Origin of the sequence: Pseudobutyrivibrio sp. JW11, from assembly GCF_900115355.1 — a bacterium.
Lineage (GTDB): Bacteria > Bacillota > Clostridia > Lachnospirales > Lachnospiraceae > Pseudobutyrivibrio > Pseudobutyrivibrio ruminis.
Window position 1 is genome coordinate 1 of sequence record NZ_FOWB01000008.1, and the last position, 20,540, is coordinate 20,540.

Sequence of the window (20,540 nt, forward strand, 5' to 3'; positions counted from 1 at the left end):
GAAGTAATGAGTTTCACTGCCTATATCGCATCCAAGTATAAGCATATCCTCTGTAATAAATGAAAGTTTTTCATTCTTACGAAACTTACCTTTAGTCTCTAGTTCTCTCCAAGTATGAGCCTTAAACCCTTTTCTAAGAACTTCTGCTTTTTCAATTACTTCCTGCTTTTCAAAAATGTTTACAACCTTCGCTTGATTTTTCTTGTTTCTGCCTTTAATATTCATTGTATGTACCTCATGTATGTTTAGATTTTTTACCAACGGTCAGGTCAGTAATAATCTAAATTTACTTGAGGTATTTTCTTTAGTCAATTCTTAGGTGCGTTTAAAGTATACAGGAAGCTATATAATTCTTTTAGCCTGAATTCTTTATTAAGCTCTACTAGCAAGTCGAATGGATCCTCTCCATATGGCGCCACATAAACATTGTTCATTGCTTCTTCGTAATTACGATAATTATCACGGTAGTAATCGTGCTCGAAGAGGCCCATGCCATTGTCAAAAACAAGTGGCACGGTGTATTCACCCGTTAGGGAATTAAAGAACAATCCAAAGTTTCGAGTATGCCTGTCTACATTTCCAACCAAACAATCAATAACCGCCAGATCAATCATGTATTTTTCTGCGGATTCGTATGGGATATCCCCTATTTTTGATAACTGGCTGGCGCACCACTTTAACTTTTCAATGGCGTCTAATTTGTAGAAATAATCTTCCTTGGTAGAAAGATTGGCTGTTTCTAACAATGATTCGAATGACAAAAATGTAAAGCCATCCAACTCGAAATTCTGCGAATATACTGCATCGAACTTTCTGCCTCCGTATGCAAAAATACAATGCTTTTGCTGAACGCATGGAATTCCAAGCTGATTTGCAATATCTGATGCGATTATTTCAACATCCCAATCCTGCATGTGAAATCCGGCCATGATAGCCTGCGATTTTACAAAGTATCTGTGGTCAGATGTGAGTGCCTTCATTTGGAAACCATCAGTATCTGTCCTTGTTAGCAAGATGTCTTTCTTCGTAAATGCGAATTCCGGGATTGAATCATCAGACTCAATTTGTAGCTCAGAAATCTGTGATGGGTTGAATGTTTTTTCGCCATCGGTGAATAAAAATACTCCAGGCTCATCCACTCCCACATTAGTCAGATATTTTTCCTCAAGCAATCGGACAAATTCCTGCCAGGTTGGATTGGAATTGAACCCAAATGGGAGCTTGGAAAACTGAATTGCATAGTTTGCCAAAGTAAGCGCCTGGCGACGGACATCCACCGTGATGGTAGAAACCGGCTGATTATCCACAATCCAATTGATTGTAACGGGCTTTTCCTGCGACTCTTTTATTCTTTTATGCAAGGCCTGGCGCGAAATGCCGAATTCATCAGCAAGGGCTGACAAGCTTTCCCCTGATTCATGACGGGAAATGATTTTATTTAATTGTTCATCAGTGATTTTTGGCTTGCGCCCTGCATTACGCTCATTTGACATAGAAATATCTCCTTAGACATATTATGAAGGCTAGTAGCCTCTTTTGTCAACTAATTAATTTCTTTACATACATTGCATAAAACGAGCTGCCTCCCAACCTCATTCAGAAGTCAAAAAGCAGCTCTTAAGCGAATACTGATAATGTCATTATTAAGTTCCTTTCTTGAATTGTCCTTCTGCTGTGCCTTCGCGTCAGCCAACCTGACCTTTGTCAAATCAACCAACGGAGATTTGGTCTTCCTGCCGAAAGAATCAATTCTTTTGTTTTATACTCTTTATATCGGCAGGAAGGGTGGAGAGGTTTAGAGGTTATTCTATTTATATCATCCCATATCCACCGCTCTTCAGAATCTCATCTTTTAAGGCTATAGCGTTTTCAAATCCTTTTTCTGCTAAATCCTCCGATGCATCTGACATAGCTTTTTCCAACTTATTTGCCACATCATCAAAATTATTTAGTACCAAATTACTAGATAATCCTATTTCCGATGCCACCATTTCAAACTTGCTTCTATTAATTTTTGAAATATTCAATTCATCGCCAATATAAAACGACATGTCAGATGTAGTACGATATACTCTCGTTGCCACTAAATCATAAGCTGGTGCTAGTCGTTTTGATTTTAAATCCTCGCTATATAATAAAGAGAAATTCTTTACATGACAGTCTGTATTTCCGATTAAATAATTAAAAATAATAATTCTTAATAACGCTATTTGATCTTCAATTGGATTGCTCGAATTGTTTCTTAAAAGTTCAAACATTCTCGCCATATATCCTGATGGAGTTTTCTCATATTTGTCGGCCGCAAATATGCCCAGTGCCTGAGCAAAATCCTCTTGATGTAGTCTGTATGGACATTTCAAACCATCCAATTCTTTATTGTTAGATAATGGCCTATCATATCTCGCTGTTGCATATAAGATATCTTCATCTGCCTGAGAACCCTGTGAAACAATAAAGCTTTCAGGTACCGTAATGCCAATACGCTTTGCTGTTTGAATACATAACTGTTCGTTCAGAACTATTTGTTTATGTCTAACATGACTTTGTTTTACTATATGCGTACTTGGAGCATCCCCCTTAGGTAAATACCACGTTTTATCCGCTGCATTATAGTAGAGGCCAACTTTTCCTGAAGCACCAGTTAGTGATAAATGTGTCTCTAGTAATATCTCAGTAGATTTTGTAGCCCCCTCTGCTGCAAGAGCTTTAACTCTTTGGGCTGATAGCAATTCGTAGCCCGACACCTCGTCATCCTGCCCTTCAACTATTTTTATAGCGCCAAGACATTCCCTGCCCAACTCGGCTAGGATTGATATATAATCGTTTTCATCTGCTTTCATCCAATTAGCTACAGCTTTTCGCGAAAAGCCTTCTGGCAGTAGACTCTCAAAAAAATTCTTTGTTTTTGCAGACGAAAAAGCCTCCTGCTGCAATGGCAGCGAAATCGATATTGCTGCTGCATCTTTATTATCTAAATATTCTTGTTCATATCTGAACCGAGCGTCTAAGTAGCTTTCACCAGCGATTTTTCCAACTAGCGTCTGTATTCCGTTCAATTCTATATATACACTTAATTCTCGCATGGATTACCCTCTCTCATTCAACTCCACATCAAGCCCTAATAGATTTGCTATTCTCAGAGCCTTGTCTAATTCAATAGTCTTTTTTCCATTTTCTAAATCAGACAAAAAGCTTGCGCTTATTCCCGTAAATTCTGATATATACTTCTGCGTATATCCTAGCTTTTTTCTTTTGTTTTTTATTGCTGTTCCAAATGAATTTGAATCTGTTACTTTCATAAACACCTCTTAGCCGTACGGCTATATTTGCCTTTGCATTGTATAAAATTAGCCGTACGGCTATATAATCTTATTTTGATTATACATTTCGCCGTACGGCTATGTCAACGGAATTGCTAGATTTCTATTTTAGCCCACTAATGCTTACATCACATCAACTATATTTGTCATTCTTCCGAAAAATGGATCTTCTACAACAAGATTCTTAAATGACTGATCTGTAATTTCCAACTTTCCAATTAAAGTTAAAAATGCCTCATCCAACATTTTATTCTGCTGTCTCATGGATACGGGAACAATTTCTAAATAATCATCTACATACTGCATAATTCCCTGCTGCATTCGCCATACACATTCCAAATTCTCATCACTTCTAGTTTCTTTTGCATAGACAGGTTGTCCAGCTTCATCAAATTCATCAACAGATGGCATAGGCGATGTCAAAATAGTTTCTAGAATATAATAGTTATCAAATATAGCACTGGTATCACGCTCTTTTTCTGTGTAGAAAGATTCTATATCTACACCTTTATCAGCCATAAACTCTGGCTCAAGTTGTAAGAAATACAAGCCTCTCATTTGCTGAGGCATAAACTTCTGCAGGAACAATTGAGTTGTACCCTTAGCTACAAAATCGAATACACCTAGTTTTCCATCAGGCAACTTTAATGAATCAATGTATTTTATGTAGTTGCGGCGTTTATGCTTTGCCTTTTCCAATATGAGCACATTCCGGTCTTCAGCTGCTACGTCTTCATCTATTCCAAATCTGACTAGCATGCTTTCCTTTTCGGTACCAAAGAATTTCATGCTATCTACATAATTAATATCATCTTCATCCATTATTCCTGCGCGAATAGCAGATATTCTGGATGTCAAAAAATAAAAACCATCTTTATCTCCACAAAATTTATTATAGATTTTCTCTAGTAGATACCCATCTCTTGCGCATAATAAGATGCCGTCCAATCCAAGTTCTTGTTTCTTTGCAATCATCCATTGCGTAAAATCTACTATCATCGGACCGCATATATAGTAGCCTATATCAAAACAGTCATTTATTTCTATGTTTGTGCCATTCTCAAATTGAAATGGGCTTGAAAGCTTTCTTGAAAGAAACAATCCAAGCTTAGCTCTGTCAGAATATGTCTCTGCTATCGATTCAACTCCCATTCCACCAAGCGCGTCCATGATGCTATTATTTCCATATATGTGAAAGGTGTCGATTCCATATTCCTTTGCTTTCTCTATATCCGCAAATTCGTCATTTCCAATGTGAAGAATCTTCTTTTCTCTATTTGCCTCAATAACATGTGAAAATAGTTTCTGTGTTTTGAATGTACCATATTCGCAAGAGACAAATAACTCATCAAATATATCTAGTCCACACTTTGCCAGCAATTCCTCCATTTGTGCTTTTGAATAATAAGTATCACTTGTAAGAATTACTTTTTTCCCATTTTTCTTTGCATAAGAAATGATAGTAGTCATACCATCTCTAGGAACTACCATTTTACTGTCTATTTGAAATTCGATAGATGCTAATTCTTCAGCCGACTCTTTTATACCAGTGAGTTTTTCTTTTACCCATGTGTAAATATCAAGAAGTGTTGGAGATGAATTACGGGATAATTCTTTTTCAGCTGCAATTCGTATATGCGATAATTCTTTGACACCTACTTGATTAGCAACCAAATCAAAAATATCTGTGTAATCACTTATTTTTCTGTTGATTAGGGTATCAAAAAAGTCAAAGCTAATAACATCGGATTCATTGATTTTCTTTAGTAAATCTTCTTTAGTATATGTCACAAGATTTGAAAACTGGTATAAAGCCTGTCTCTCCTCTAATAGATTATTTCCACGCACATCATAAACTTCTATTCCATTGATAGCACAAACATCCTTGATGCGCTTAGCAATTACTTTACAAGAACCTGGACGTGCAACAACTATTATTCTTTCAACTTTAAGATTAACAGCCTGTTGCAAAGAAATAATTGGATAGCCAAACTGTTCTCCAGTTTCTTTATAGCCATCTAGAAGCCCCACTATATTTAATTCATTTGTGTATGCTTTTATGAACCTTTCTGTTTCGGTTCCAAGTCCGTATAACGCTATTTCAATCTTTCTATTTATTTTGCACATGTTCCAACAACATTAATCCAATTATTATTGTTATAATACTTATTCGACTCTTTCTTTAATAAATTCCTACAAAAAACGTTTAAGATGAAGCTCACGATCTATCTGTCGTCGTAATTCGAGCTTATCATCAAAATTATTCGCATATTCCAAAAACAGATTGATTAGTTTAACATCTTCCTCATCCTTTTGACGTGCATCACGAATCTTTTTGCTCTTAAGAATTTCAAGATTGATAAACTTCAGTCCATAGAACTGTAGGTGAAGATTCTCATCAGAAATCAATACATCATCAGGCATAACAGCATCATTCTCTATAACAACAAAATCTTTTTCACAGAGTTCTATTTCTTCGGCTATTTTCCTCGATCTGTTCCCCAATACAGCTCTTCCTTTTGAATTAACAATAAAGTCAATGTCCTTTGACTCCCGTAATCCAAATACCTCCAAAATACTACTGCCCACTATCATTGCGTCTTCAGGCCTTACGCCGTTGTCATACAGCAGTTTCCTATATTTATCAAGTTTTTCGATAAAGGAAGCTCTATAGTTTCTCAAAACAATTCTAGACATATTCTTGCATGTATTAACAGACAGAAATAACTCTCTAACCCATAGGTACTCCTCATAGTTGTCCGTAGCATGTGTCACCGCCCCACTTAATACTTCCAGTTCCTCTGAAACCGAATCTCGCAATAATAGCTTCGTAGCACGTATAGTTTTATATATATCTTTCTCTTTGTTGTTCTGATTCGAAACCAACACAACTCTTATTTTGAGAGGCGCCAATTTTAATAACTTTGCTTTTAAATGGATTTGCGTATTAATCCACAAAGGATCCCAGTACATGTCCCTGATTATATTCTCAAATCCTACATAATCATGTTTAAAGTCCAAATCCACATATCCCACAACAGTACAATTCTTTTTTATCTGCGCTAAAAAATAGTCCCAGTTATGCTCTTGCGTTCCAAAAAGCAAGAAAATGCCACATTCTTTATAACAATCTCCGTAAGCATAAAGAATTCTTTGCATATCTTCGGTGCTAAAGCCATTTTTCACAAACCAGTCAAAGCCAAATCCGTCTCCGTATTCCTCTAAATCGGGATAATACTTTACATATATTTCTTTTTCCAATGCTGCAGCCCCAGCTATGCGATGTTGGCCATCAAGCAAAATTCGATTACCTGTAACAATCGGTACGTATTTTCTTTGGTCAAAATCAGATGCTTTCATAGCATCAATTAGTTTCTTAAACTCCTCGATAAAATCATTAACAGTTTCTTTTTTTCGTTCGACAAAATAGTTTTCCTTGGTAAATATGTCTCCTTGCGCCAGTATGGTGCGTTTATACAGTGAAAGGTTTGCCTCATTGTAGACATTATTGACTATGTCACGAGCCACCAAAAAACGTGGCATTACCGACAATTCATTGACAAGACACAACTCATCAATTGCTAGACTTTCGAGGCTTGGTTCTTTGTACTCATCCTCAACTCTATTATTCGGATACACCGTATCTGTAGAGTACTCATGGCAGGTAGTGATTATTTTATCTTCGCTAATTCCATATTCATCATGCAGCATTTTTGCAGCGCTGTCCGCGATATCCTTATTCACTATAGCAATTACTGCATAATCAAAGTCATTACATTCTTGTATTTTTTCTACTGCAGAAATCGGGAATTTGCAGCCAAATCTATCTTCGCCGTTTTCAATTTCATTTGCTCTTTTATCAACCCAGAGCACAACATTGCAATAATGCGTATTTATGATTTGACGGAAGAATTGAATCCCGCAATCTCCCGCTCCATAAAGGATTATTCTGCTTCCTTTGGGCACCAGTTCAAACGGAAATAACAACATCATATCGAACTACTCCTTTTTTAGTCTTGTTCAGCCACGCCAACAAAATTCTTGTTAATCGTTTCTATCCAACCATAGCAGTTTTTACAAAGAGTGGAGTAACCCCTGTTACTATAACCCAAAGTAAATTCAACAAACTCTTTCTTTGCTCTGTCTGTCAATTCTTCATTAAGGTCAAAGTAATCATCTCGATTCTCCTCAATAAGGCCTGCTTTGATAGCAAAGTCACAATATGCACAGGAATATATCTTTCCATATTCATTCGTATTAAAGGGTATTCCGCATTGATCATAGTATTCTACTAAATCTTTTCCTGTATTGTCACACTCAAAAAAGCCTAAATCTACCCAATTCGACACGCGATTGTAATGATAAGGAATATTGCATTCCTCAAGTTTTTCCTTTATTGCCGAGCATTCGTTTCTCATGTTCCCATAGTTTGTTCCGTAATCATCTACTACAACATCCATTTCATATTTTGACAATAGTTGAAGCAATTCATCATTAGGAACCATGGTACCATTTGTAACCAACTCAAACCTGTGTCCAATTTTACTTCTATATTTTTCGCCAATGTATTCAATTAAGCTATTAAGATCTTTCCATAATAACGGCTCACCACCGGATATCTGAAACCACCTAACATGATCAACCCATTGAAAAAAAACATCAACTTCTCTTTTGCACTCAACTAACGTTTTTATCCTATGTTGCTTGATATGAGGTGTAAAAGCCAAGCAATACTTACATTTTAAATTGCAAGCGCTTGAAGGAAAAACAGCTGTTGAATCAAGATATATCTTATTCTTTGCATATACAGAATAAATGCGAATATAAAATGTATCTTTGTAATCGTCATTATATGGATTTGGAATAAAATCTTTGTAAAAGAAAAAGTCTACATTTTTTATATATCCCGAAAGTAACAATCGTCGCTCAACTTCGCCAACCCACTCGCAGGAGTCCATAGCAATGATTATTATGTGGTCTTTCATGTGCTCTTTAAAAAGGACATCCGGCGTCAAAACCGGCTTGTCACAGAAGGTCCTTTTTTGCTTTTCCAAGCTTCTGTCAACAAACGCATCTACACAGTCAAGAAAATACAATTGTTCAAAGCAATACTTTCCTATGTTACCTGCCCCGTAGATGTATATATTTTTGTCCTTAAAGTTTTTTCCCAAATCATCATATTGATGACCTTTTTGTGTCCACTTCATGCCTACCTCTTAGAATCTATAAACGATTTCTTATTCTATATAAAATATTGCATGCTTCATCTTTATCAATTACAAAAGGAATGCCTTTTCCTTTTAGTTCTTCAACCAATGCCTTCGGTTCGCTGATTGAAACTACCACCAAGTACTTTTCTTTGTTTGACAATAACTCTTCTATCGAATGACACATGGTTTTTTTGTAAAATGTACCTGCTTTTTCTTGGTTATTATCAAAGAAACAATCTACTTCCAAGAAACAGCTTTCAAAAGCATCAAAAACCATCCTACCAAAGTTTCCCATTCCGAAGATTGCAATTTTAAGACTCCTATCACTATAGTTGGATTCAAATAGTCTTTTTACCGGTTCTTTCATCTTCCCAATCAAATAGTCTAATGCATAAGTAGCTTTTGATGTTTGATGCAATACGTCATAATACAGCGAATAAAAATTATACTCTGAACCACATAACTCTATTTTCTCATTTGAGCTTAATACCTTGCAGAAATTAATTACCATCTCATTGAATTCTTCATTATGCTCAGTCATAGTAATCTGACCCATGCTGTCATGAATTCGAACTGTAACTAACTGTTCTCTTACGAAGACAGATTTCCTGCCACGCATAGCATTAAAAAGCCACACGGAGTCTTGTGTGGTTCTCAGTTTTTCATCCCAACCACCGACTTCATCTATCAGGCTTTTTGAAACCAAAATTGTGCTGCCATGCACAGCAAAAAAAATGGGAGCAAAGCAACTGTTTACTATTTGTTCTTCCTTATAGTAGTTCAGCACGTCTTCCTTACTTATCTTGTTTTCATTAACACGCAAAACACTTATATTGGAAAAGCAAAGTCTACAATCCGGATTTTCGCTAAGTTTTTTTATTTGTAATTCGATTTTATTTGGAGAATAATAATCATCGTGGGATAACCAAGAAAAGTACTCCCCTTTCATCTTGCTTACCCCAAAATTTACTGCTGTAGCGACACCACCATTATCCTTTTTGAAATAACGCACTTTATTACCGTACGATAAAACAATCTCTTCTGTGTTATCTGTTGATCCATCATTAACAACTATAACTTCTATATTAGAATATGTTTGATTTATTGCACTATCTATTGCACTTCTTATGTAGTTCTCACCATTATATACAGGTATCACAATCGATACCAAAGGACAAAACTGACTGCTCATTCACATCTCCTAAGGTCTTTAAAAACAATATAGAATGGTTTCCCACATTCCTGAGTGATATTGTCTCAAAGCAAATTTATAGTCCGGATTATACTGGCTAATAATATACGGAAGCATTACAATATCTTCCGGTTTATGGTAAATGGATATAGCCATTCGAGGTTTATACTTCTTAATTGTCTTTTCAGCACCAACCAATGCTTTATATTCGCTTCCCTCAATATCCATTTTTATAAATGTAGCGGGCTTACCGGATAAAACATTGTCAATTGTATCCGCAGGAACTTTCACACTGGCATCCAACCAATCATTGCTGTTCAAATTTGCCGATTCCATTACATGACATCCACCATTACCGTTTGCAAGGCTGATTGAAAAATCCAATGTATCTTTTTTATCCCATGCTGCTATAGGTACAACCTCTGCATCGTGTAGATTATTATTCTTAAAGTACTCCTTAGTACTATCTATGAAGCGTGGATGTGCCTCAAAAGAATAAATAGCTTTGTATCCTTTTTCTCCGCACCACTTTACAAAATCAGTAGCTGTACCACCCCCATTAGCTCCTACATCCAGGAATATCTCGTTACTATTTGCTTCAAACAAGTCAAAATATTGTGGCGTTTCCCTTTCTCCGTATAGTCTATACCCAAAATACGAGAATGGATACACTATCTGTTCCATCTTTGCACCATAACTCCCCAGTTGGTCCATTATTTCGCATCTGTAAGCAATAGAACTGATTATGATAACCGCATTATTTATCCTACTTCTTAGCTCTTCCGGACTAATTATAGGTGTCCTTACTACATTCAAATTGTCTATCTCAAACTCATGTGTTTGCCCCCACTGACTCATATTGTTTGTAACAAAGCTTATAGGAATGCTCGCATACTTTGACCTTGCCAATAGGCTTCTTACATGCCTTCCATCTTTTCCGCATCCCCACAACACAATTTCACTATAGTCATTATCAAAGTTATATGTTTTGTCAAGATAGGGTATTATCCACTTACGTTCCAGCGAAAACATCGCTTTTGAAAACTCATAAAAATCTTTGTCAAACATAAAACGAAGTCTTGCGTCAAATAATACTTTAGATTCATCATCAACCATTTTTCTTCTGATTTCGTCAACGCGTCCCAAAACCCTACTAATCTCTTGCATAATTATTTTCCTTCCCCTTTACGATGCAAAATTGTGTTTGTCAGCGAAAAATCGAACGCAGTTTCTCACCGCTGTATCTTCTTTTTCTATATTGCTTACCACGTCTTCTTAGCTGCCAATAAAGTATATACTTGCAATTATGTCGAAGCCCGAATGGAATCAGAATGCTACTCCCCCTCAACTTCCGCTCATAATCCCTACTTGCCCGTTTTAGCATTTCATTTCTTAAAAGCTTTTTTAAGATTTCGAGCAATACCTTTTCATTAAAAAACTCCGGAAATGCAAATGCTCGAACCAATAAAATAATTAAATCATTTATGTAATGCTGATGTACTTCTTTTAGATTTATTCCTTTACTGTCATAGAGCATCCTATAGAGCATTTCTCTGTGTAACACAAAAAACTCAAACAGATCTGGATAAAAATATGAGACAGCACTTTCTCTTTCACCTGCATCATATCGATACAGTTTGTAAACCGGGAACTCTCCATCGAAAACCTCTACACGAGAAACATACTTTAAATAGTCTGCAAAAAACAGCCCATCCTCCCCATTTTGATACCTCTCATCGAATCTAATTTTATTCTTTGTAATAATACTTGCAAGAAATAACTTTCCCCAAACGCCGGATGCAAGCAATTCCGTTGAAGGTTCTGTCATCATTTCATATATAAATTCTTCTTTTGTATAACTCGCTTTCTTAGTATAAAGGATTTGCCGTTTAGTGCCGCAAATCCGCACCTCACCCATATACAACTGAGCCTCTTTGCTTGTTAATGTAGTCAAAGATTCCAATGCCTTTTCTGTGACAACATCATCTGAATCTGCAAAGAAATAGTATTCACCATGCGCAGCATCCATCCCTGCATTTCGTGCTGACGACACACCGCCATTGTCCTTATGCACCAACACCACACTATCAGGGTACCGTTTTTTCATTTCAACACATACATTATATGAATTGTCTTTCGAGCCATCATCGACCAAAACTATTTCAAGATCAACATTGGCACTTTTCTGCACTATAATACTTTCTACGCATCTCTCTATATATTTTTCGCAATTGTACACAGGTATAATTACTGAAATCATACGTAATTGGCTCCTAATACTGTTCTGCAACCGGAATATGTTTTTGGTTAGTCATTTCATGACAGGCACAACGCTTACAAAAATTAGTATATCCTCTGTCTGTAAAACCCTGTCTGAATTCCAAAAGAACTTTTTTGTCTACCTCATCTTTAGTTAAATCAAGATAATCTAACGCACTTTCAGCTACAAGCCTTGCTTCTTTTGCATAATCATCATAATTACAACTGTATAGTTTCCCGTTATGTATTGAAGCAAACGGATTATTGCAGGTATCGTACCAAATACCCAAATCGTCTTCACTTAGATTGGAATTATCTTGATTCTCAGGATCTAAATTAATCCAGTAACCCGCGCCTCGGTCACTGTGACGTATTCCATTCTTGCAAAGAATATCGATTATTTCGTCGTTCTTCATTATCTTTCCGGGTAAAGTCTCCCTGTAGTCATCTACTTCCACAAATACATCATATTTTTTTAAAGCCTGTACAAGGCTCTCACGTGGCACAACCGTACCGTTTGTCGCTGTATAAAAATCACGCACTTGCATCCCGTACTTGCTTCCTATATATTCAAGCAATTCTTCATAATGCGGGTAATAAAAAGGCTCTCCTCCTGACATATGGAACTTTCCAACGTAGTCCACATGCTTAAAGAAGGCATCAGCATTCTTCTTTAAATCTTCAAGTTCATAGTGCCTTCTATTTTTATTCTGTTTTGTAAAGTTTAGACAACCCTTACAGTTTAAATTGCACGCCGTTGTTAAAAGGAAGGAAATAGAAGGAAAATATGTTATCCCACAAGCATACAAAGCATAGATTGAAAGATAATAATTTACAAACGTATCATAGTAAAAACAATTTCTTCCCAGTTCAAATCCCAAATGCATCAACTGGCTGTGTACCATCATCCCATTGTATCCAAGAACCGTAATGACAACTATTACGTCATCTTTTCTCTTTGCTAACTCACTTACGGAAATTACAGGAAGACCTTTACAACCTGACTCCTGAACGCTCTTGTTCCTGTCAACAAATGCTTCTACGGCATTTAAAAACTTTATCTCTTCATAGAATTCCTGTCCTGTAGCCGCTGCACCATATATTATTATTTTTTTATTCTTAAAACCGTTTCCGAGTTCATCGTACTGATGTCCCTTGTTATTCCACTTCATTAAAGCACCTCCCATGCCGGTATATTTTTTGGTAAAACATCTTCCATCATTTTTTCTAATTCAACATATGACCAAACATTCTTGAATCCTTTATTGTTTAAATCTTCTATTATTTCCTTTGGATCATCTTTGGCCACAAACAAATAATCATCTTTTGAAAGCTCGTTCGGAGAAACTATCCTGATACCACATATTTCTCCTCCCCACTTATCCGGATTATTGTCTGATAAATAATCGACTTCTATTTCCTTTGAAAGCATCTCATAAACAAGACTTTTTCCATATTGCCCTGTACAAAAAACGATAATTCTACCTTTATTCCGAAACGAGTCCATCTTTTTTCTTACCATCTCAAGAGATTTCAGCTCTCTTTCTTCTCTTTCTGTTTTCGAATACAACTCCCTAACATACTCAAAAGGAGGCCTGTTATTGTCACGTCTATAAAATAAGGCCATATTCCAATAGTAGTTTCTTTTACTACCAAACAAATGGACTATCTCATCATCACTTATACTTTTTAAAAAAGTAATATGTGCCTCACTTTGTTCTTTAGTATATTCCTTGATTATTCTTTTTCCTTGTTCTTCATGTAATCTTACCAAAGTAAGAGGCTCATCTATAAATATATTCTTTTTTTTTCTTAATAATCTAAATAACCATTCAATATCTTGTGTAGTTCGAAGTTTCTCATTGCAAAGTCCTACCTCTTCTATTCTCTTCTTCGAAACAACAACAGTACAAAAATGTACAAGGCCAAATAATATAGGATATAATCCATCCTCAATTTTAGCATTATCGCAGTATCTCTTTAGATCAAAAAGCTTTGTTTCTCCAGTATTATGGTTTACAAACTCAAAATTTGAAAAACAAACGCAATCCTTGTCATTATTATTATTAATAATGCTTTTCATCTGACGTTCTATCTTCGTGGGTACAAACATATCGTCATGAGAAAGCCATGCAAAATACTCGCCTCTCATCTGTTTAATTCCGTAGTTAATTGCTGTTGCCACACCGCCATTTTCTTTTTCAAAATATCTTATTTGAGAGCCATACGCATTACATATATCTCTTGTTTGTCCATTATCTGTGCTTCCATCATTGACTACTATAACTTCAATGTTTTTATATGTCTGATTAATTGCACTTTCTATCGCATCCGCCACATAATTTGCCCCATTATATACTGGTATGATTATTGATACTATTGGTTGCATACAAATTTACCTCATCATCAGTTTTTCCAAAAAACATTTCAGATTTATACCATCTTGCTCCGTCTTTAAAACCATCCTCTTTAATTCTTCAGATGGCCAAATTTTTATTGTTTTATATGTGTTTTGTTCAACATTGCTTATTATTAATTCCTCTGTCATTGTTGAATAAAATACTATACAGGTATCATTGGCAGAAATATAAATCGGCCCACATCTTTCGTTATCATTTGCATTCAAAAAATCAATTCTAGGCAAATTAAGTGAGTCGCATTCTCCTGTTATAACATCAACCCTCAATATCATATTAGAATTGAATGACCAAAATATTGCCTTTGTACCAACTATTCTGCAACTACTCATCGGCAGAATATTTGTAGCAACAAAATCTGGTGGTAATAATACATTTTTGCCATCGATTAAATCTATACTGTTGTATTTAACGATTGTTTTGTCACTTTTCCCAATCCAATAACAGCCGTTTGCAAAGCACATAGACATGCTTCCCTTAAGTTCTTTTCTTAAAAAGAACGTTCCCTTATTACAATCATATTCAACGACAAGATTTGGATTTGAGCACATAATATACAATTTTTCATCGTGTCCATAACTACTAACGATTCCATATTCCTTTGTTGAATCTAAATACTTTTCCATTTCATTCATTGGAAGTTTTATAAAAGATACTTCACCTGTAACTAAATCAACTACAGCAATATCTTTACGAAATATTGGTAACATATACATTTTTGATTCATAAATATGTATCCTATTGTAATTTACTTTTTCAGGTTCAGGAATCGATATTCTTTTAATCTCATCATATTTTGCATTAAATACAATTAATGTACTACTCACGTGCGGAATTAGAACTAAATTATCCTCATATTTGGCGACTAAATGTAACGATTCACCTTCTTCATCACTTATTTTTTTTATTAATGATACTTCTCCAGATGATAATGATATCTTGCATAAAACATCACAGTATGCCATAGCAACATATACATACTCATCGTCGATTACTCCTGATACGGGTTTAAAAATATTCTTATTATTCTCCAATATCATCAAATATAATCACCTCTGTCAATTTTTACATATCCTGTTCTGCCGCTTTTATTTTATATGGGTTTATATCCATATATCCTGCACATTTCTTGCAAAATTCTACGTACCCTTTTTCGGTAAAACCTAATCTGAACTCCATTAATTCTTTCTTATTTTTATTTTTGTATAACGAATAAGTTTCATTATTTATGTCAGTATCCACAATTCCCGCATTTGCTGCAAAAGAAGCATAATTACACGAATATAGCATACCGTCTTTATACTCTTGCCATGGACAATGACACTTGTCATACTTTTTTATAAGCTCATCCTCACCTATAGTTTCCAACGCATGCGGAAACAAACTTATCCACTCATCATAACTTCGCACCAACAGATTTTCACCTTTATTTAGTTCTTCATATACATTAATGATTTCTGTTATTTTATCCCTCATATTAGGAAGCGCTTCACGATAGTCATCTACTGTTATTCGTATACGTGTCTTTTTTAAAACTGAAATAATATCTTGCGACGGCATAATAGTTCCATTTGTGACAATTCCTAGTTCATACATCCTATTACTATATTTTGTATCAATATACTCTATTAATTCTGGCAATTGGCTATATAACATTGGTTCCCCGCCTGATATAAAGAATAAACCAGTATATGTTATACAATCAAAATATAAATCGATTTCTTCTTTCAGCTTTTCTAATGGTTTAAATGTAAAATTTGTAATATAATTAGTGAAATTAAGGCATCCTTTACACCTTAAATTACATGCATCTGTTGGGAGTATGCAAATGGAAGAAAAAAACAGTTCATCGTATTCATACAATGCATAAATGGATAAGAATTGTTCGAAATGCCACGCATTCTTCCCAAACTCAAAACCCATATTCTTAATTTGCAGGTCTATCTTTTGCACAAACTCAGAAGCAAAGCTTACAACAACTCCAACATCTTCTTCAGTTGTCACATTATTAGGGTTTAGAATTGGTATTCCATCAAGCGTTTGTCCCCACATTCTAGAATCATTATCCAAAAATGCTTTTATCTTTATTCGTGTGTATCTTTCTCTCATTATTCGTGCAACCATTTTTCCATCATGGCCTGCACCAAACAAATATACTTCTTTTATTTTCGAGATACACATACTGTCTTTATTAAATTCTTGCCCCTTATTTTTCCATTTCATTTTGACCCTTTCTCAAACTACTTCTGAATTTACTTATTTATCATTTGTCTATCAAAATCATATTTATTAATTATATTTTTTTCCCCATATGTTTCTAATATTTTCTCTAACGTTTTGTAGAACTTGTTTGTCACTATAACCGTTGCATTCTCGGGAATATTTTCTTTACATAGCTTTTTGCACAATACCCCATCAATTATCTTCCCTTCTTTACTTCTATCATTATCCAAAAATAATAATGGTCTAATACCATTTGCTCTTAGTTCATAATTAACCCTTCGGCCATATCCACCAGCTCCAACAAGTACTATATTCTCATCACGACCATCTATTAACTCAGGAAGATCATCTCTTATCGGACTCATACTCGTTATTATCGACTTTATCTTATCTCTCGTTCTTTTAGCTGTGCCTCCTATTTCTTCTAATTCTTTTTCCGATAATTGTTCAAGTAACATTTCATACATTCTTGAATTTTCTGCATTCAATACATCTTTATTTGTCGATGTGCCCGATTCTTTATGCAGCCTTACACGGCTAGCATAATTGATATTGAATATTATTTTTTGACCCCTCAATAAGCGAAAAAGAAAGTCATTATCTTGTGCTGTTAATAGATTTTCATTAAATAATCCTACACGCTTAAAATGGTCTTTATGAAATAATAAACTACTAAAATGCAATTCTCCCCATAAAAGTATAAAAATTGATTCTTCGATTCGTTTAATCGGATAATATTTTTGAAAATCCGTTGCAATTTCTGTTTTTGATTCCTCGTCAAAAAAAATATAATTCATTGCAGAAATACTTTTTAAATCACCACTTTTTTCTATGTCTTCAATTTGTATTTTGATTTTATTAGTATCAAAAATATCATCATGTGATAACCAAGCAAAATAATCACCTGACATATTCCTAATCCCAACATTTAACGCAGATGCAACACCACCATTTTCTTTTTCTATATATTTGATACGATTATCGTATCGTTTCAGAACTTCTCTTGTCTTACCATTATCGTCAGAACCATCATTTACTACTATAACCTCTACGTTTTCATATGTTTGATTCAGTGCACTTTCAACTGCCTCGGCCACATAATTTGATCCATTGTATACAGGTATAATTATCGATACTAGCTTTTTCACCATTAATAACCTACTTTTTAATCTTCTAAGAATTAAACACAATTATCTCTATACCATGAAATATATTCATTTAATCCCTCATCCAAGTCCTTTTCTACTCTAAATCCCAGCTCTCTTGCAATCTTAGAAGCGTCCGCTTTGCAATGTTTCACATCTCCCACTCTCTCTGGTAAATAATCAATTATTACGTCTTTATTAGCAATCTTCTTCATCATGCTCGCAAGTTCGTTTATTGTTATTGTTGTGCCACTACCTAAATTATAAATTGATGTTTGTTCACATTTAATTGAACTTATATAATTTGCTCTTGCAACATCTGATACATTTACAAAATCTCTTGTTTGTTCTCCATCTCCATAAATGCTAATATGCTCACCATCAAATATTCTTTTGGCAAAAATAGGAATAACATTTCCATATGCATCAAATCGTTGATTTTTACCATATATGTTAAAATATCTCAAACAAATACCTACTATATTATGAATCCCAGAATATGATAATATCATTTTCTCAGCCGCTAATTTACTAACTCCATAAGGCGAATCCGCGTTCTGTATATGGTCTTCGTCAATAGAAGGAGTCTTTAACTCTCCAAATATTGCTGCTGAAGACGAATAAACAATCTTGTGCACATCATTATGTCTCATCCCCTCCAAGACATTAACAGTTCCAACAAGATTGATTGTTGAATCCAACGCAGGATTATCTATAGATCTTTGGCGGCCAACTGAAGCTGCCATATGATAAACAACATCAATGTTTTTCATAGCTCTACATAATGCATCCGCATCTCTTACATCTCCCCCAATATATTCAATATCTTTGCCATTTATATATTCTGATATGTTTTCAATGTGACCTGATGATAAATTATCAAAGACTCTAACCTCATGACCTTCTTTCACCAGTAATTCAACCAAATTAGATCCTATAAACCCTGCTCCACCTGTAATTAATGCCTTCATTTTTCTTTTCCTTTCTGTGTTTTATAATTCACATATAGTTTATATCGGCGCTTTTTCATCATTTATTTATACCAAAAAAGGGCCCCGCACCACTAGGTGCGAAGCCCTTAAATTATTACCATATTACCATTACTCCCCACCAAGCATTCAGTTTTAAATTAGCCTAGCTTCCCCATCCGTGGCTAGATTTACTCCACGGATTAATCATTATGTATTAATTATATTGAATATGGTAGGGTTATTCAATAAATATGGGGTTTGGACACAGAATTGTCACAAGGATTATCTCTAATTAGCTACTCACTATGATTCACCCCTGTTTATAACAATCCTTTAGCCTCTTCTATAAATTCCTTTTTTAGTGGTCTTACTTTATTATTCTCCATATCATCTTTATAATATCTACCTGAGCAAATCAGCCAAAACACCTTATCCACCTTATATGGTGTCTCACCACATACTTCTGCCATCTTTACAACTGCCTCAAAAGTATCCAACGGCTCATGCTTACATAGTCCTAGCTCCGCAAAAACATCCATCAAATGAACATCTGGCTTTGGATAGCTGACATACCCCAACTCTTTTAACATGTCACATGCCAGAGCAAACCCAATACCACTTACTTTTTCGGCTATTAAAAGAGGCAATGCCATTCTGGTATGCACATTATAATCAAATAGATTTACAAAATTGTCAAAATCCTCATAGGTATTAAATTCACTTAGGAATACAGCCGAATCAACAATAGCATGACTCCATTTATACCAGCTGTTTTGCTTGCAATCTTTACTTGTTATATTGAATTCATCTCGGAATCTATTATATAAATCATCTGCATTCAATGTGCTTACATATCCTATATCGTAATTACGAAGTATTTCCTCGATTCTCTTTTTCCTATCAGCATTTCTTGTTATTCCAATGACATTAGGCATAGATTGATAGTTTTGTGCAGAGATTACAAAACGTTTATCCTTAACCCTGAATACACACCTACTTCATCCCAATCTATATATTTATTTTTACTCTCTTCTTTCGCAAAAATCTTTTCATATATATCACTATTATCATCCGAATCTTCGATCGTAAGCTTTTGTGCTATTTCAGCAATTATTAATTCCGCCTGCTTCCCAAATTTTTTAATAATAAAATTATTTACCAATTCACAGGTATCCACGCCCAATATCTCCGCCCGGCAAACACCATATTTCTCTAGCACATTTTCTATTTTGCCTCGATATTTATAGGGTATTATTTTCATAACTCTCCGATTAGTATATGCATCCAACATATTTAAAATTTCAAATCTTTTTCCTTGCAAGCGAATTTCTTTTGTATACCAATACTCATGATTAATAGCTGCATCTGGTACTCTTCCTGATTCATACAGTTCTTTCCATGAAATAAGATTATTGTCATCTAAATTACATTTAAATTCAAATAGTACAAATTCTGCTTTCCCTGTCTTCTCATCTATAAATCTTTGTGCATTTCCCATTGCATTAACACATCCCTCGAGTGAATCAGAAAAACAAATCCTCGGCGTAATTCTATCCTCATCTTTAATTAAATTTGTGGGAATTTGAGGATAAAAAACCTTATCTAATTTTCTTAAATCTGGCGACACGTGATAAAGTATTATATTTTCCACAATGTACTCACTTCAATTATTTTTCATAATTTGCATTACCATAACTCTTTCTGTGAAATTTGTAAACCAATCATTTCCACAAAAAACTACAAAATAAAAGTTAAATATCCATAGAATGCCTGTTTTTGTTCAAAAACAATTCCATCTAACAA

The 20,540-nt window shown here is 34.8% G+C and carries 17 protein-coding genes and 1 pseudogene; all 18 read right to left on the reverse strand.

All coding sequences use genetic code 11. The features are described 5' to 3' along the window. A pseudogene (locus BM102_RS08470) lies at window positions 1–225 on the reverse strand (IS110 family transposase); the annotation flags it as partial. A gap of 83 nt (window positions 226–308) precedes the next feature. Continuing rightward, a complete protein-coding gene (locus tag BM102_RS08475; RefSeq protein WP_090480946.1) occupies window positions 309–1,493 on the reverse strand; it encodes a helix-turn-helix domain-containing protein in 1,185 nt (394 codons plus the stop codon). A 318-nt stretch (window positions 1,494–1,811) separates the two neighbouring features. Continuing rightward, entirely contained in the window at window positions 1,812–3,083 is a 1,272-nt protein-coding gene (locus tag BM102_RS08480) for a type II toxin-antitoxin system HipA family toxin (protein ID WP_090480950.1), read from the reverse strand. Between the two features lie 3 nt (window positions 3,084–3,086). Further along, the gene (locus BM102_RS08485; RefSeq protein ID WP_033152811.1) at window positions 3,087–3,299 is read right to left on the reverse strand and encodes a helix-turn-helix domain-containing protein; all 213 of its coding nucleotides are present in this window, start codon (window positions 3,297–3,299) and stop codon (window positions 3,087–3,089) included. Window positions 3,300–3,443: 144 nt separating this feature from the next. Beyond that, the gene (locus BM102_RS08490; protein ID WP_090480953.1) at window positions 3,444–5,447 is read right to left on the reverse strand and encodes an HAD family hydrolase; all 2,004 of its coding nucleotides are present in this window, start codon (window positions 5,445–5,447) and stop codon (window positions 3,444–3,446) included. Window positions 5,448–5,513: 66 nt separating this feature from the next. Continuing rightward, window positions 5,514–7,313: a hypothetical protein gene (locus tag BM102_RS08495; protein ID WP_090480956.1), complete on the reverse strand. Its 1,800-nt coding sequence runs from the start codon at window positions 7,311–7,313 to the stop codon at window positions 5,514–5,516. 17 nt (window positions 7,314–7,330) lie between these two features. Beyond that, complete coding sequence (locus BM102_RS08500) at window positions 7,331–8,527, reverse strand: radical SAM protein (protein ID WP_090480959.1); 1,197 nt, start codon at window positions 8,525–8,527, stop codon at window positions 7,331–7,333. Between the two features lie 16 nt (window positions 8,528–8,543). Next, complete coding sequence (locus tag BM102_RS08505) at window positions 8,544–9,722, reverse strand: glycosyltransferase (protein ID WP_090480962.1); 1,179 nt, start codon at window positions 9,720–9,722, stop codon at window positions 8,544–8,546. An 18-nt stretch (window positions 9,723–9,740) separates the two neighbouring features. After that, window positions 9,741–10,889 (reverse strand): FkbM family methyltransferase, encoded by a 1,149-nt coding sequence (locus BM102_RS08510; protein ID WP_090480964.1) that lies wholly within the window; start codon window positions 10,887–10,889, stop codon window positions 9,741–9,743. A 40-nt stretch (window positions 10,890–10,929) separates the two neighbouring features. Further along, window positions 10,930–11,982 (reverse strand): glycosyltransferase family 2 protein, encoded by a 1,053-nt coding sequence (locus tag BM102_RS08515; protein WP_090480967.1) that lies wholly within the window; start codon window positions 11,980–11,982, stop codon window positions 10,930–10,932. 13 nt (window positions 11,983–11,995) lie between these two features. Next, the gene (locus tag BM102_RS08520; RefSeq protein ID WP_177194939.1) at window positions 11,996–13,153 is read right to left on the reverse strand and encodes a radical SAM protein; all 1,158 of its coding nucleotides are present in this window, start codon (window positions 13,151–13,153) and stop codon (window positions 11,996–11,998) included. Further along, window positions 13,153–14,370, reverse strand: a complete 1,218-nt coding sequence (locus tag BM102_RS08525; protein ID WP_090480975.1) for a glycosyltransferase family 2 protein — start codon at window positions 14,368–14,370, stop codon at window positions 13,153–13,155. The genes BM102_RS08520 and BM102_RS08525 overlap by 1 nt, the downstream gene beginning before the upstream one ends. A 6-nt stretch (window positions 14,371–14,376) precedes the next feature. Next, on the reverse strand, window positions 14,377–15,441 hold the full coding sequence (locus tag BM102_RS08530; RefSeq protein WP_143085476.1) for a hypothetical protein: 1,065 nt from the start codon (window positions 15,439–15,441) through the stop codon (window positions 14,377–14,379). Between the two features lie 22 nt (window positions 15,442–15,463). Then, complete coding sequence (locus tag BM102_RS08535) at window positions 15,464–16,621, reverse strand: radical SAM protein (RefSeq protein WP_090480979.1); 1,158 nt, start codon at window positions 16,619–16,621, stop codon at window positions 15,464–15,466. A 29-nt stretch (window positions 16,622–16,650) separates the two neighbouring features. Further along, window positions 16,651–17,772: a glycosyltransferase gene (locus BM102_RS08540; RefSeq protein ID WP_090480982.1), complete on the reverse strand. Its 1,122-nt coding sequence runs from the start codon at window positions 17,770–17,772 to the stop codon at window positions 16,651–16,653. A gap of 29 nt (window positions 17,773–17,801) precedes the next feature. After that, window positions 17,802–18,737 carry an SDR family NAD(P)-dependent oxidoreductase gene (locus BM102_RS08545; protein ID WP_090480986.1) on the reverse strand — a complete coding sequence of 312 codons (936 nt, stop codon included), beginning with the start codon at window positions 18,735–18,737 and terminating at the stop codon, window positions 17,802–17,804. A gap of 320 nt (window positions 18,738–19,057) precedes the next feature. Beyond that, complete coding sequence (locus BM102_RS08550; RefSeq protein ID WP_090480989.1) at window positions 19,058–19,672, reverse strand: hypothetical protein; 615 nt, start codon at window positions 19,670–19,672, stop codon at window positions 19,058–19,060. A gap of 23 nt (window positions 19,673–19,695) precedes the next feature. Next, the gene (locus BM102_RS08555; RefSeq protein WP_090480992.1) at window positions 19,696–20,388 is read right to left on the reverse strand and encodes a hypothetical protein; all 693 of its coding nucleotides are present in this window, start codon (window positions 20,386–20,388) and stop codon (window positions 19,696–19,698) included. Window positions 20,389–20,540: the final 152 nt, after the last annotated feature.